Source organism: Aeromicrobium sp. HA (assembly GCF_027171405.1).
Lineage (GTDB): Bacteria > Actinomycetota > Actinomycetes > Propionibacteriales > Nocardioidaceae > Aeromicrobium > Aeromicrobium tamlense.
In genome coordinates this window covers 2,158,367-2,171,399 of the sequence record NZ_CP114372.1, presented here as the reverse complement: position 1 = coordinate 2,171,399, position 13,033 = coordinate 2,158,367, and the positions used below count along the sequence as shown (strand labels likewise).

14 protein-coding genes are annotated in these 13,033 nt (G+C 71.3%); 8 read left to right on the top strand and 6 right to left on the bottom strand.

Features of this window, described 5'->3' with window-relative positions:
- Nucleotides 1–13: 13 nt before the first annotated feature.
- The 6 genes from O3S82_RS10705 to O3S82_RS10680 form a co-directional block, all read right to left on the bottom strand.
- Nucleotides 14–1,579: a hypothetical protein gene (locus O3S82_RS10705; protein ID WP_269302743.1), complete on the bottom strand. Its 1,566-nt coding sequence runs from the start codon at nt 1,577–1,579 to the stop codon at nt 14–16.
- 64 nt (nt 1,580–1,643) lie between these two features.
- The gene (locus tag O3S82_RS10700; protein WP_269302741.1) at nt 1,644–3,209 is read right to left on the bottom strand and encodes a peptide chain release factor 3; all 1,566 of its coding nucleotides are present in this window, start codon (nt 3,207–3,209) and stop codon (nt 1,644–1,646) included.
- Nucleotides 3,210–3,253: 44 nt separating this feature from the next.
- Entirely contained in the window at nt 3,254–4,120 is an 867-nt protein-coding gene (locus tag O3S82_RS10695; protein ID WP_269302738.1) for a PhzF family phenazine biosynthesis protein, read from the bottom strand.
- Nucleotides 4,117–4,755, bottom strand: coding sequence for a M23 family metallopeptidase (locus tag O3S82_RS10690; protein ID WP_269302737.1), 639 nt, complete (start codon nt 4,753–4,755; stop codon nt 4,117–4,119). Before O3S82_RS10690 ends, O3S82_RS10695 begins: the two co-directional genes overlap by 4 nt.
- A gap of 150 nt (nt 4,756–4,905) precedes the next feature.
- Nucleotides 4,906–6,327 carry a type I glutamate--ammonia ligase gene (gene glnA, locus O3S82_RS10685; RefSeq protein WP_179424031.1) on the bottom strand — a complete coding sequence of 474 codons (1,422 nt, stop codon included), beginning with the start codon at nt 6,325–6,327 and terminating at the stop codon, nt 4,906–4,908.
- A 225-nt stretch (nt 6,328–6,552) separates the two neighbouring features.
- Complete coding sequence (locus O3S82_RS10680; protein ID WP_269302734.1) at nt 6,553–7,887, bottom strand: CHAP domain-containing protein; 1,335 nt, start codon at nt 7,885–7,887, stop codon at nt 6,553–6,555.
- Between the two features lie 223 nt (nt 7,888–8,110).
- Between O3S82_RS10680 and O3S82_RS10675 the strand changes: the two genes are divergently transcribed.
- From O3S82_RS10675 to O3S82_RS10640, 8 genes are all read left to right on the top strand, one after another.
- Nucleotides 8,111–9,289, top strand: a complete 1,179-nt coding sequence (locus O3S82_RS10675; protein ID WP_269302731.1) for a CpaF family protein — start codon at nt 8,111–8,113, stop codon at nt 9,287–9,289.
- Nucleotides 9,277–10,131 carry a type II secretion system F family protein gene (locus O3S82_RS10670; RefSeq protein ID WP_269302729.1) on the top strand — a complete coding sequence of 285 codons (855 nt, stop codon included), beginning with the start codon at nt 9,277–9,279 and terminating at the stop codon, nt 10,129–10,131. Before O3S82_RS10675 ends, O3S82_RS10670 begins: the two co-directional genes overlap by 13 nt.
- Nucleotides 10,128–11,039, top strand: coding sequence for a type II secretion system F family protein (locus O3S82_RS10665; RefSeq protein ID WP_269302727.1), 912 nt, complete (start codon nt 10,128–10,130; stop codon nt 11,037–11,039). Before O3S82_RS10670 ends, O3S82_RS10665 begins: the two co-directional genes overlap by 4 nt.
- 15 nt (nt 11,040–11,054) lie before the next feature.
- Complete coding sequence (locus O3S82_RS10660; protein ID WP_269302725.1) at nt 11,055–11,228, top strand: hypothetical protein; 174 nt, start codon at nt 11,055–11,057, stop codon at nt 11,226–11,228.
- Between the two features lie 2 nt (nt 11,229–11,230).
- The gene (locus O3S82_RS10655; protein ID WP_269302723.1) at nt 11,231–11,614 is read left to right on the top strand and encodes a TadE/TadG family type IV pilus assembly protein; all 384 of its coding nucleotides are present in this window, start codon (nt 11,231–11,233) and stop codon (nt 11,612–11,614) included.
- The gene (locus tag O3S82_RS10650) at nt 11,611–12,027 is read left to right on the top strand and encodes a hypothetical protein (RefSeq protein ID WP_269302721.1); all 417 of its coding nucleotides are present in this window, start codon (nt 11,611–11,613) and stop codon (nt 12,025–12,027) included. Before O3S82_RS10655 ends, O3S82_RS10650 begins: the two co-directional genes overlap by 4 nt.
- The gene (locus O3S82_RS10645) at nt 12,024–12,425 is read left to right on the top strand and encodes a pilus assembly protein TadG-related protein (protein ID WP_269302719.1); all 402 of its coding nucleotides are present in this window, start codon (nt 12,024–12,026) and stop codon (nt 12,423–12,425) included. The genes O3S82_RS10650 and O3S82_RS10645 overlap by 4 nt, the downstream gene beginning before the upstream one ends.
- A gap of 132 nt (nt 12,426–12,557) precedes the next feature.
- Nucleotides 12,558–13,013 (top strand): hypothetical protein, encoded by a 456-nt coding sequence (locus O3S82_RS10640; protein WP_269302717.1) that lies wholly within the window; start codon nt 12,558–12,560, stop codon nt 13,011–13,013.
- Nucleotides 13,014–13,033: the final 20 nt, after the last annotated feature.

The window sequence follows — 13,033 nt, the reverse complement described above, 5'->3', positions numbered from 1 at the left end:
CGGCCGCCCGGGGTCAGCGCTTGACCTTGCGTCCCTTGCTGACCTTGGCGACCGTCAGGTGGCTCGACTTCGAGACCGTGATGCGGACCCGGACGACCTTGCCGCGGTCGGCCTTCCTGAGCTTGTAGGTCGCCTTCGTGGCGCCGCGGATGGCCTTGCCGTTGCGCTGCCACTGGTAGCGGATCCGGACCGGCTTGGGTCCCCACTTCGCAGTCTTGGCCTTGAGGCTCTTCCCCGCCTTCGCGGTGCCGACGACCTTGACGGTGCCGGGCTTGAGGGCGCGCTTCGCGACCGTGGTGCTCGAGTTGCTGACGTAGGCGTTCCACCAGCCGGGGCGACGGACGGTCACGCGGACCTTCAGGCGCTGGTTCACGTCGGCGGAGCGGACGGTGTAGGTGCGGGCGGTCGCCCCCGAGATCGCGGTCGAGCCGCGCACCCACTGGTAGCTGACGGTCGCGTTGGGGTCGGCGGTCAGGCCGGTCGGCCCGTACAGCGTGCGACCGACGGTGGCCGTGCCCCGGGGCGCCGGGGCAGCCTTGAGGGCCTGGACGGGGCGGCTGCCCGCGACCTGCACCTGGGCGCGCTGGTACGCGTCGCTGCCGTCGACGTAGTTGCCCTGCGCGTCCTTCTTGTAGATCTTCAGGCGCGCGTCGATGCGGGCGCCGGCGTGCGCGGCGGCCACGGTGAACCGCGAGCTGGCGGCGTCGTACGAGGTCGCGGCCGGCTGCGGGACGCCGTCGACGAACCAGCTGATCTCGCTGTACGTGCTGGCGGGCTTGCCGAAGCTCGCGGTGAGCGTCGAGCCGGGCGAGGCCGTGCCGGAGATCTGCAGCGGCGACGTCGGCTGAACGTGCTGCGTGCCGCCGACCTTGGTGGTGGGCGTGGTCAGGGTGGCCGGCTTGTAGCCCGCACGGCTCGCCGTGACGCGGGCGAAGATCCACGCGCCCTCCTGTGCCGGGGTGGGCGTGAAGCTGGCCGAGGTCGCGCCCGCGATCGGGGCCGCGAGGGCGTTGTCGCGCTGCGACATCCACTGGTAGGTGAACGTGGCGTGCGTCGGGCGCCAGCCCTCCTGGCCGACGATCGTGATCGGCTCGCCGGTGCGGAAGGAGCCGACGAAGAACGGCTCGACGGGCGCCATGCCCAGGCCCTGCTGGGGCAGCGTCACCGAGAAGGTCTTGGACGGCGCGGCCGTCGTCGAGGTCCACGTCGTCGCGGTCTGGTGCGAGGTGGCGTTGGGCCAGCAGGTGTCGCGGTGGCGGACCTCGGGCTGCCAGAAGCTCGTCGAGGACGCGGGGCCGTACCAGCTGTCGGAGAAGCACACGCGGTACCTGCCGCCGACCGGCACGTTCCAGGAGAAGCGGCCCTTCGCGTCGGTCAGCTTCGGACCGAACGGGTAGGTCTGCCACGACCCGTCCTTGAGCTCGTAGATCTCCCAGTTCACGTTCGGGAGCGGCTTGCCGTCGGGGCCGACGGCGACGCCCGTGATGGTCCCGGTCGCGGCGTGTGCCGGAGCGACGGCGGACAGGGGGACGAGCACGAGGGCCAGAGCGGCGAGCAGCACGGGACGCAGGAGACGCATGGTGCTGAACCTACTGACCCGCTCGCCGCAGCGGAGCCCCTGGAATCGGGGGGAGGACGAGGTCTCAGCTGCCGCCGGCCGGCAGCTCGTCGAGCATGACGTCGGGGTTGTCACGGGCGACCTTGCTGGCTCGCCACTTGTCGGTGAAGAGCGCCAGGTGCGTGCCGTCCGCGCGCTGCAGCACCTCGGCGCCGCGCGTGCCAGCCAGCGCCCGGGCGCCGTCGGCGTCGGTCCGTCGGGCCACCTGGTACTCGAGGCGCGAGAGGCGGATGGGCGAGGAGAACTCGTTCTTCATGCGCTCCTCGACGACCTCGAACTGCAGGGGACCCACCGCCGCCAGGACGGGGCTCTGGTCGCCGCGGAGGTCGGAGCGGAGCACCTGGACGACGCCCTCCTGGTCGAGCTGCTCGATCCCGCGGCGGAACTGCTTGTACCGACCGATGTCGACCGCGGTGGCCGTCATGAAGTGCTCGGGGGCGAAGCTCGGCACCGGTGGGTAGTCGATGGGGTCGCCGTCGTACACCGTGTCGCCGACGCGCAGCGCCTGGGCGTTGACGAAGCCGATGATGTCGCCCGGCGACGCGTGCTCGGCCGCGGACGTGGTCCGGCCGAAGACGGCCTGCGCGTACTTGGTGGCGAAGGGACGCCCGGTGGCGGCGTGGGTCACGATCATGCCGCGGTCGAAGGTCCCCGAGACCACGCGCGCGTAGGCCAGCCGGTCGCGGTGGGAGGTGTTCATCCCGGACTGCACCTTGAAGACGAACGCGCTGAAGGCGTCGCCCACCTCGCGGACCGTGCCGTCGACCCCGGTGGTCGCGCTCGGCCCGGGGGCGAGCTCGAGGAGCAGCTCGAGCAGCTGCGCGACGCCGAAGTTCTGCAGCGCCGAGGCGAACATGACGGGCGTGGTCTCGCCGGCGAGGAAGGTGGCCTGGTCGTGGTCGTAACCGTCGAGGGAGAGCAGCTCGCTCTCGTCGGTCGCCGCGGACCAGACGTCGGCGTCCATGTCCTCGACCTCGCTCGGTGCCAGTCGGCGCTCGGGTGCGCGCTCGGCTCCTCCGGCGGTGCGGGTGTACTTCACGAACTCGCCCGTGCGGCGGTCCAGGACGCCCCGGAAGTCGCCGGCCTCGCCCACCGGCCAGGTGAGGGGAGTGGGGCGCAGCTTGATCTGCTGCTCGATCTCGTCCATGAGCCCCAGCGGCGACAGGCCCGGCCGGTCCCACTTGTTGATGACGGTGATCACCGGGATGCCGCGCAGCGCGCACACGCGGAACAGCTTGAGCGTCTGGGGCTCGAGCCCCTTGCCGGCGTCGACCAGCATGACCGCCGAGTCGACCGCCGACAGGACGCGGTAGGTGTCTTCCGAGAAGTCGCTGTGGCCGGGCGTGTCCACCAGGTTGACCACGTGGTCGCGGTACACGAACTGCAGCGCCGCGGACGTGATCGAGATGCCGCGCGCCTTCTCCATGTCCATCCAGTCCGAGACGGTCGCCTTGCGGTCGTCCTTGCCGTGCACGGCACCGGCCTGGTTGATGACGCGCGCGTGCAGCGCGAGCGCCTCTGTCAGGGTGGACTTGCCGGCGTCGGGGTGGCTGATCACTGCGAAGGTACGCCGGGGGCGCTTGTCGGACACCAATCGAATCTACTCGGCGACCCTGGGGGCAGGGTCGGGACGGGTCAGGTGTCGGCGCCGGACTCGTCGATCGGCGCGGCGCGGCCGCTGACGGCGACGGTCTCCACGTCCTCGTCGAGGTCGACCAGCAGCTCGCTCGGGCGGCCCATGTCGTGGCCCTGGTGGATCGTGGCGCGCGAGGGCAGCGGCACGAGCGCGAGGTCGCGCAGGTACCCGCCGAACGCGGCGGCGGCCGCACCGGTGGCCGGATCCTCGACCACGCCGCCCGGCGGGAACGGGTCGCGGGCGTGGAACGTGGTCGCGTCCTCGGCCCAGAACAGGTGCGCCGTCGTCCACCGCTCCTGCGCCATGAGCGCGTCGAGGGCGGCGTAGTCGTAGTCGAGCGCGGCCAGCGTCGCGCGGTCGCGGACGGCCACGATGAGGTGGTCGTTGCCGGCGAACGCGACGTGTGCGGGGTAGGCCGGGTCGAGGTCGTCGCGGCTCCATCGGAGCGCGTTCAGCGCCTCGTCCAGGACGTCGGGGTCCACAGGGCGCGTCTGCGCCGGGGGAGAGGTGAGGGTGGCGACGAGGTGCCCGTTCTCGAGCCGGGTGTCGACGCTCACCGGCCCCGCGGGGGTGCTCAGCCGGAGGAACCCGGGGCCGTGGCGCTCCGCCCACGCCACCGCGGTGGCCACCGTGGCGTGCCCGCAGAAGGCGACCTCGGCAACGGGGCTGAAGTAGCGTATGTCCGCCGCGACCTCGCCGTTCGTCGGCTCGCCCGCGACGAGGAAGGCCGTCTCGGAGTAGCCGACGTCCTGCGCGATCGCGAGCATCTCCGCGTCGGACAGGCCGCGCGCGTCGAGGATGACGCCGGCAGGATTCCCGCCGCCCTGGTCGGTCGTGAACGCGGCGTACCGCAGCACTTCGGTCATCGTGGCTCCTCTTCCTCGGGCGTCTGCTCCGCGTCGATGATCTCGCCGTTGCGGGGCAGCCGGCCACGAAACGCGATCGGCACGGCCGTGGCGTTCGGCACGTCGGCGCGGTCGAGGGCCTGCACGTGGACGTGCGGCTCGGTGCTGTTGCCCGAGTTCCCGCATCGTCCGAGCGGCTCACCGACCCGCACGGTGTGGCCGAGCTGCACCCGGACGCTCGACTGCTGGAGGTGGCACACCGCGGCGACGACGCCGTCCGGCGTCTCGATCATCACGTGGTTGCCCGCCAGTGCGACCCAGCCCTCGGTGGCTCGCCTGCGCTGCGTGAGCGCGTAGCCGACCGACGGCAGCCCGCGGTACGCGTCGTGGTCGGGCGTTCCGTCGTGCATCCCGACGACGGTCCCCGCGGCCGGCGCCAGGATCGGGCGGCCGAACCCCGGGAACCTGCCCGGCGGCTCCGGCGTGAAGAGCGATCGGGTGTTGACGGGCGCCGTCCTTCCCGCCACGTCGACCGGAACGAAGTCGATCGCGAACGAGGACGCGAACAGCGCGGTCCCATGGCTCGGCACCCGGTTCGCCGGGCTGTTCCGCACCTGCCACCGCCCCGTGAACGGGTATTCCAGATCGACGACCATCCGGTGAGCCTCCCACCCGCTCCATACTCAGGATGATGCATTCGGGTACCCCAGCGGGGACGAATGCCTCATCGTTCGTCCCCTCCGACGCGGGTACGCGAACGGCCCCCGACCTTCTCAGGTCGGGGGCCGTCCGTCGAGCAGGTCGACTCAGATGTCGTAGTACAGCTCGAACTCGTGCGGGTGCGGGCGCAGCTGGATCGGGAGGATCTCCTCGTTGCGCTTGTAGTCGATCCACGTCTCGATGAGGTCGGGCGTGAACACGTCGCCGACGGTCAGGAACTCGTGGTCGGCCTCGAGCGCGTCGAGCACGGCGCCGAGCGAGGTCGGGACCATGTCGATCTCCGCGTACTCCTCCGGCGGCAGCTCGTAGATGTTCTTGTCGATCGGGGCCGGCGGCTCGATCTTGTTCTTGATGCCGTCGATGCCGGCGAGCAGCAGCGCGGAGAACGCCAGGTACGGGTTGCTCGACGGGTCGGGGCAGCGGAACTCGATGCGCTTGGCCTTGGCGTTGGCGCCGGTGATCGGGATGCGGACGCAGGCCGAGCGGTTGCGGGCCGAGTAGACCAGCGCGATCGGGGCCTCGAAGCCCGGCACCAGACGGTGGTAGGAGTTCACCGACGGGTTGGTGAACGCCAGCAGCGACGGGGCGTGCTTCAGGATGCCGCCGATGTACCAGCGGGCCGTGTCGGACAGGCCGCCGTAGCCGGACTCGTCGTAGAACAGCGGCTCGCCGTTGTTCCAGATCGACTGGTGCACGTGCATGCCCGAGCCGTTGTCGCCGAAGATCGGCTTCGGCATGAACGTCACGGTCTTGTCGTTCGCCCACGCGGTGTTGCGCACGAGGTACTTGAACTTCATCGTGTCGTCCGCGGCCTTGAGCAGCGTGTCGAACTTGTAGTTGATCTCGGCCTGGCCGGCGGTGCCGACCTCGTGGTGGCCGCGCTCGAGGACCAGGCCTGCGTTCGACAGGTGGGTCATCATGTCGTTGCGCAGGTCGGCGAAGCGGTCGGTGGGCTGGACGGGGAAGTAGCCGCCCTTGTAGCGCACCTTGTAGCCGCGGTTCTCGTGCAGCTCGTCGCCGGTGGACCAGGCGGACTCGGCCGACTGGATCTCGTAGTAGCTCTTGTGGGCGCTGGTGCCGTAGGAGACGCGGTCGAAGATGTAGAACTCGGCCTCGGGCGCGAAGAACGCGGTGTCGCCGATGCCGGTGGTCTTCAGGTAGGCCTCGGCCTTGCGGGCGATGTTGCGCGGGTCGCGCGAGTAGGCCTCGCCGGTGATCGGGTCGTGGACGAAGAAGTCCATCGCGATCGTCTTGGGGTTGCGGAAGGGGTCGACGTACGCCGTGCCGTAGTCCGGCAGCAGCTTCATGTCCGACTGGTCGATGGTCTGGAAGCCGCGGATCGACGAGCCGTCGAACGCGACGCCCTCGGCGGCGGTTCCCTCGTCGAACGCCGAGATCGGCATCGTGACCTGCTGCTGGATGCCCGGGAGGTCGGTGAATCGGATGTCGATGTACTCGACGCCCTCGTCCCGGACAAACTTGAAGAACTCGTCGGCATTGCCGAACATTGGGCCTCCTCGACCGCGGTGCGGCTGGTAGATCGGTGCGGACAGCATCTCCCTGCGTCCACCTAGAGGCTAGGTCGGGGCAGTTTCCCGTCCATCACCGGATTGTTACATGCAGGTTACGCGTTTGCAGGTCGGTGCCGAGGCGCCGGGTGTGAGGCCCGAAGGGCACGCCGACGGACCCTCGCGGGCTGGAAATCCGGTCGGAATCGGTCGCGACGTCGCGGCTCAGTACTTCGGGTCGGCGTAGAACACGACGTTCGACCTGTGTCGCTTCACGATGTGCACGCCGCGCGGATGGGCCATCCCGCCGCCGGAGGACACGTTGCCCTCGACCGTCCACACGTAGTCGCCCTGGTGCTTCGCCACGATGCCGACGTGCGAGGCGGTGCCCTTGCTGAAGTAGCCGATGTAGGCGAGACGGCCGACGCGCGGCGTCTGCGAGGTGCGGCCGCGCTTGCGCTCCGCCTTGAGCAGCGAGCCGAAGGACTTGGCCTTGATCACCGAGCCGGGCTTGTCGGCCGCGTACGCGAGCCAGGAGACGAAGAAGCCGCACCACGGGTCGTAGGCGCCCGTGCGCTTGATCCACCGGTTGTACTTGCTCTTGCGCGGCTTTGGCTCGCGGTAGCCCACCTGTGAGCGGGCGACGGCGACGAGGTCGGCGGCGCCGAGCTTGGGCGAGACGGCCGACGTGACGGTCTTCTTGGCCTTCTTGTTCACGTAGACCGCGCCGGTGCGGAACTGCTGCAGGCAGGCGCCCTCGGGCAGGCCGCAGCGCAGGTCGCCGGTCGGGGCGCCCAGCGATCCGCCTGCGCCCCCGCGAGCGCGCATCTGCTTGAGAGCGTGGGTGCGCACGACCGACGTGCGGCCGCCGTACTGGACGAGCGTGGCCTTCGTGTACTCGCGGTAGACGTAGTTCCTGGCGCGCTTGACGCCGCCCTTCGGCGAGCCGAGCAGGAACGACATCGCCTTCTCGCGGCTCGCGAGCGAGCGCTTCCCGTACGTGCGCTTCACCGTGATCTTGGGGGAGTAGCGGTGGCGGCTGACGATGGCGCGGTACGTCCCGCTCTTGGGCACCTTCGGCATCCACGAGTACCAGCCCTTGGCCGAGGTGCGCACCGTGGCGACCTTCACGCGGCCGTTCTTCGTGTCGCGGTAGATCCGGACTTTAGTGCGCGCGTGCGGCTTGCCACTGGTGGTGAGGACGCGGCCGCGGAGCCAGAAGTTCTCGCGGGTGAGCACGCGGGTGTCGGCGCCGCTGTTGATGCGGATGCTGACCCAGCGGCCGGACTTCGCGGGGGCGTTCACCGAGGGCGCGGAGGCAGCGGTGGCGGCGGGGGCGCGGGACGCGGTGACTCGGCGGGCGGGCGCGGCGGATGCCGCTGCGGCGGGCTCTGCGGCTGGCTCGGACGCCTCAGGCGACCCGGTCTCCGGCTCGGCCACGTCCTCCGGCTCGGCGGGCTCCGACGTCACCTCGGCCGACGGCGCGACCTCGGGTTCGGGCTCCACCGACTCGGCATGACTGGGCAGGGCGATCAGTGAGAGGACGAGGGCGAGGGCCATGGCCGTGCTTCCCCGACGAGCAACGCGCACCATGCGAAAAGGGTGCAACACTTCTGGCCCATCCGCATCTGCCGCCCCCTCGATCCCGCTCAGAAGAGCGTCTGTCCACAGCGGTGGGACGACCCCTTGCGCCGGTCACGGCGAGCCCGGCAGGATGCGGCGCAGTCTGGACGGCTTTCGGGGGGGAAGCATGGATGTCTTGGGGGACCGTGTGAGGGCCTTGGTGCGCGAACGGCGCATCGACCCACGCACGGACATCGACGCCGTGCGTCACGCGGCCGCGGAGGCGGTCGCCGAGCACGAGCAGCGCAGTCTCACGGGAGCCGTCCGGGCGCTCGAGGAGCCCGACCACGTCGTCGGCCAGCTCGTGGCCGACCTGGTCGGCTTCGGGCCGCTGCAGCGCTTCCTCGACGATCCCGAGGTCGAGGAGCTCTGGATCAACGAGCCCGAGCGCGTCTTCGTCGCCCGCGCCGGGCGTCATGAGCTGACCTCGGTGATGCTCACGGCACCGCAGGTCCGCGAGCTCGTCGAGCGGATGCTGTCCTCCAGTGGACGACGCCTCGACCTCAGCCAGCCGTTCGTCGATGCCATGCTGCCGGGCGGGCACCGCCTGCACGTCGTGCTCGACGGCATCACGCGCGGCTTCACGGCCGTCAACATCCGGAAGTTCGTCGCGAAGGCCGGCGGGCTCGACGACCTCGTCGCGCTCGGCACCATCGACGACCGCGCGGCGGCGTTCCTCACGTCGTGCGTCCAGGCAGGGCTCAACATCGTCGTCAGCGGAGGCACCCAGGCGGGCAAGACCACCCTCCTGAACTGCCTCGCAGCAGCCATCCCCGGCACCCAGCGACTGGTGTCCGTCGAGGAGGTCTTCGAGCTCAAGACGTCGCACCCCGACTGGGTCGCGATGCAGACCCGTCAGGCGGGCCTCGAGGGAACCGGCGAGATCACCCTGCGGATGCTGGTCAAGGAGGCACTGAGGATGCGGCCGAACCGGATCATCGTCGGCGAGGTCCGTGCCGAGGAGGCGCTCGACCTGCTTCTCGCCCTCAACTCCGGGTTGCCCGGCATGGCGTCCATCCACGCGAACTCCGCGAAGCAGGCCTTGGTCAAGCTCTGCACGCTGCCGCTGCTCGCCGGCGAGAACGTCTCCGCCGGCTTCGTCGTTCCCACCGTCGCCACCGCGGTCGACATCGTCGTGCACACCGGGATCGACACGTCGGGCCGCCGCGCGGTGCGCGAGATCGTCGCCACCACCGGGCGCTCCGAGAACGGGATCATCGAGGCCGAGCCGATCTTCGTCCGCCGAGCCGGGGTGCTCGAGAGGGGTGCCGGCACGCCGCAGCGCCGCGAGGCCTTCGAGGCCGCTGGGATCGACCCGGGAGCGCTGTGGGAACGCTGATCGGGCTGACCTTCGGGATCGGCCTGCTCCTCATGGCCGAGAGCTGGAACCCGAGGCCGAGCCGGCCCCAGCGCGCCGTGCGGCGGCACCCGCTCGAGTCGCTGCTGCTCCGCGCCGGGATGCCCGATGTCGCCCCGCGCACGGTCGTCGTCGCCGCCGTCGCCGCGGCAGCGGTCGCCGGGACGGCGGCTGGTGCGGTCACGTCGGTTCCGGTCATGGCCCTGCTCGCCGGCGCCGCGGCCGCGTGGACGCCGTTCGCCGTGGTCCGCTCGCGAGCCGCCCGACGGCAGCGCGAGCATGCGGAGGCCTGGCCCGATGCCGTCGACCATCTCGCCTCGGCCGTGCGCGCGGGCCTGTCTCTCCCCGAGGCGCTCATCCAGCTGGGGCAGCGCGGTCCCGAGCCCTTGCGGGACCCGTTCACCCAGTTCGGCCGCGACTACGGCTCGTCAGGGCGGTTCGCCGAGAGCCTCGACCGGCTGAAGGCACGGCTCGCAGATCCCGTCGGCGACCGCGTCGTGGAGGCACTCCGGATCGCGCGCGAGGTTGGCGGGGGAGATCTCGGACGGCTGCTGCGGTCGCTCTCGGGCTTCCTGCGCGACGACCTGCGCACCCGCGGCGAGATCGAGTCGCGGCAGTCCTGGACCATCGGCGCCGCCCGGCTGGCCGTCGCCGCGCCGTGGCTGGTGCTGCTGACCATGAGCCTCCAGCGCGACGTCATCGCGAGGTTCGCCACGCCGTCGGGGGTCGCACTGCTCGTGGCCGGGGCCGGCACGTGCCTCGTCGCCTACCGGCTCATGCTGCGCCTCGGCCGGCTGCCCACCGAGCAGAGGATCCTCGCGTGACCGGCGCCGTCGTGGCGGCAATGCTCACGACCGGCCTCCTGCTCGTCGTCGACGGGTGGCGGCGTGCTCGCCGTCCCTCCCTCGCGGATCGCGTCGTGCCGTACGTCAGGGATGTCCACCCGGCTGCGGCAGAGGTCCCGACGGGTCGTCTGATCGAGCAGCTCGTGGGCCCGACGTGGCGGCGGCTGACTCGTTCCATCGGCGAGTCGCTGGGCAGCAACGCCGCCATCACTCGCCGGCTGCGTCGCTGCGCGAGCGATGACGACGTCGAGGACTTCCGGGTCCGCCAGGCCACGTGGGGCGCGATCGGGCTCGCGATCGCCGTCGCCGTCTCGCTGCTGGCGTGGTCGGCGGCGCACCCGCCGGTCGTGGCGCTGCTGCTGTGGTGCGGAGCCGGACTCGTCGGCGGCTGCCTCGCCTGCGACCAAGCGCTCTCCTCGCAGGTCCGCCGGCACGAGACCCGGATGCGTGCCGAGTTCCCGACCATCGCCGACCTGCTCGCGCTGTCGGTCGCCGCAGGGGAGAGCCCCGTCGCCGCGATCGAGCGCGTGAGCCGCGTCAGCCACGGCGCCCTGTCACTGGAGCTCGGCCGCGTGCTGGCCGACGTTCGTGCCGGCGCCACGGTCGTCGATGCCCTCGACGTGCTTGCAGCGCGCACGGGAGTCCTGAGCGTGGCGCGCTTCGCGGAGGCGCTCGCGGTCGCGATCGACCGGGGGACACCGCTGATCGACGTGCTCCACGCCCAAGCGGCCGACGTCCGCGAGACCGCTCGCCGCGAGCTCATCGAGTCGGGCGGACGTCGCGAGATCGCGATGATGGTGCCGGTCGTCTTCCTGATCCTCCCGGTCACGATCGCCTACGCATTCTTCCCGGGCCTGGCCGGACTCCACCTGACCTCGGGTGGCTGAGATGAAGGAGACCAGATGACGACATGGATCGAGCGACTGAGGACTCGTCGGCACCGCGAGCGCGGCGACGTCCCCGGGTGGGTGATGATCACGCTGATGACGGCCGGCGTCGTCGCGGGCCTGACGGTCATCGCGGGACCGCGGCTGACCTCGATGCTCAACCAGGCGCTGTCGTCCGTCGGCGGCTGACGGTGCGGGCGCGCGACGAGCACGGAGCGGCCGTCCCGGAGTTCGTGATGGTGCTCCTCGTGCTCGTGCCGCTCGTGTTCGGGATCGCGCAGGTCGCCCTCGTGATGCACGTCCGCAACACGATGACGGCCGCCGCGTCCGACGGAGCGCGGGCGGCGGCGGGTCTCGACGGCTCTGTCGACGATGCCCGCACCCGCGCACGCGACGTGCTCAGCACGACGCTGGCCGACCGCTACGCCGACGGGGTCACCGCCCGCGAGACGCGAGTCGACGGGATGAGCGTCGTCGAGGTGCGGGTCAGCGGATCGGTTCCGCCCCTCGGGCTGTGGGGTCCACGGGTCGAGGTCGATGCGGTCGGCCGCGCCGTTCGGCAGGAGGCGCCGTGAGGCGCGAGCGAGGGAGCGCCACCGTGGAGTTCACGTGGCTGACGCTGCTGCTGCTCGTGCCCCTGGTCTACATCGTGGTGGCGGTCTTCCAGACCCAGCGCGCGGCGTACGGCGTGGCCGCCGCGAGCGAGGCGGCGGCGCGGGCGTTCATGCAGGCGGACACTCCCGAGCAGGGGCGGGCACGCGCCGCTCTGGCAGCTCGCCTCGTGCTGGCCGACCACGACGTGGTCGGTGCCGTCGTGTCCACCGAGTGCCGGCCGACGTGCTTCGCGCCCGGCTCCACCGTGGTCGTCCGCGTGCGCTCCAGCCAGCGGCTGCCACTCGCCCCCGACCTCTTCGGTGATCCCATCGCGGCATTCGACGTGGCGTCCACCCACGCCGAGCCCTTCGGCCGCTACCGGGTGGCACCATGAGATCCGAGCGTGGCAACGTCACCGTCCTGACCGTCGGGTTCCTCGCGATCCTCGGCCTGCTCGTCGTCGTGGTCGTCAACGCCTCGGCCGCCTTCCTCGAGCGGCGCGAGCTGATGAACCTCGCCGACCGCGTCGCCCTGCACGCGGCGGACGGACTCGATCGCGACCGGGTCTACCTGCGAGGCATCACCGACGAGGCGACGCTCGACTCCGCCGACGCCCGGGCCCTCACCGCCGGGATCGTCCCCGACGACGTCAGCCTCAGGCTCATGACCAGCGACGACCGGGTCGAGGTCCGCGTCATGCGACAGACGCGGCTGCCCCTGGTCCCGCCCGGCTTCCCGGACACCGCCACCGTCCGTGCCGAGGCGTCCGCCCGGCTGCAGATCGCGCCCTGAGACGTATCCGTCACGCTGCTCGGCGCTCACGGTGAGGGAGGGCGGGCACCGTGCCCGCGCCGAAGGAGGCCGACGATGAGACGCTCACACCTGGTTCCCGCACTCTGCGGAGCCGCACTTCTGGTGGGCGGCGTGGCCGCACCGGCCTCGGCCCAGACGGTCGACCGGAACGACCCTGCCGGCGACGCCCCGGCGCGCATCGACATCACCAAGGTCCGTTACACGCACCTGTCCGACCGCGTGCGCGTCGCCGCGAAGATCCCCGACCTCGGCCCGTCCGGCACCGCTGACTTCCTGGTCTCCCGGCACGAGATCTTCGAGGCGGGCTATGTCGTGCGGATCCGCCAGCACCGGGGCCAGCCCGCCAAGGTCTCGCTGCTGTACTACGACCACTTCAGCCTGAGGAAGCGCACCTGCAAGGGCATCTCCGGCAGCTGGGGACCCGAGGTCGTCCGGTTGAAGGTGCCGCGGTCGTGCCTGAAGGGCCACGCCACGAAGCACGTCTTCGCGCAGTTCGCCATCGCGTTCGGCGCGGGCGGCGAGCAGTTCGACGAGGCCCCGGCGGTCACCCGGCTGCGCCGGTCCTGACCGGCGACCCGGCCCGGGGG

Excerpts from the sequence above, each read along its gene's own strand:
- O3S82_RS10660 (WP_269302725.1), top strand. The coding sequence starts at position 11,055 with ATGACGACATGGATCGAGCGACTGAGGACTCGTCGGCACCGCGAGCGC.
- O3S82_RS10695 (WP_269302738.1), bottom strand. The coding sequence starts at position 4,120 with ATGACCGAAGTGCTGCGGTACGCCGCGTTCACGACCGACCAGGGCGGC.
- O3S82_RS10705 (WP_269302743.1), bottom strand. The coding sequence starts at position 1,579 with ATGCGTCTCCTGCGTCCCGTGCTGCTCGCCGCTCTGGCCCTCGTGCTC.
- O3S82_RS10690 (WP_269302737.1), bottom strand. The coding sequence starts at position 4,755 with ATGGTCGTCGATCTGGAATACCCGTTCACGGGGCGGTGGCAGGTGCGG.
- O3S82_RS10680 (WP_269302734.1), bottom strand. The coding sequence starts at position 7,887 with ATGGCCCTCGCCCTCGTCCTCTCACTGATCGCCCTGCCCAGTCATGCC.
- glnA (WP_179424031.1), bottom strand. The coding sequence starts at position 6,327 with ATGTTCGGCAATGCCGACGAGTTCTTCAAGTTTGTCCGGGACGAGGGC.
- O3S82_RS10645 (WP_269302719.1), top strand. The coding sequence starts at position 12,024 with ATGAGATCCGAGCGTGGCAACGTCACCGTCCTGACCGTCGGGTTCCTC.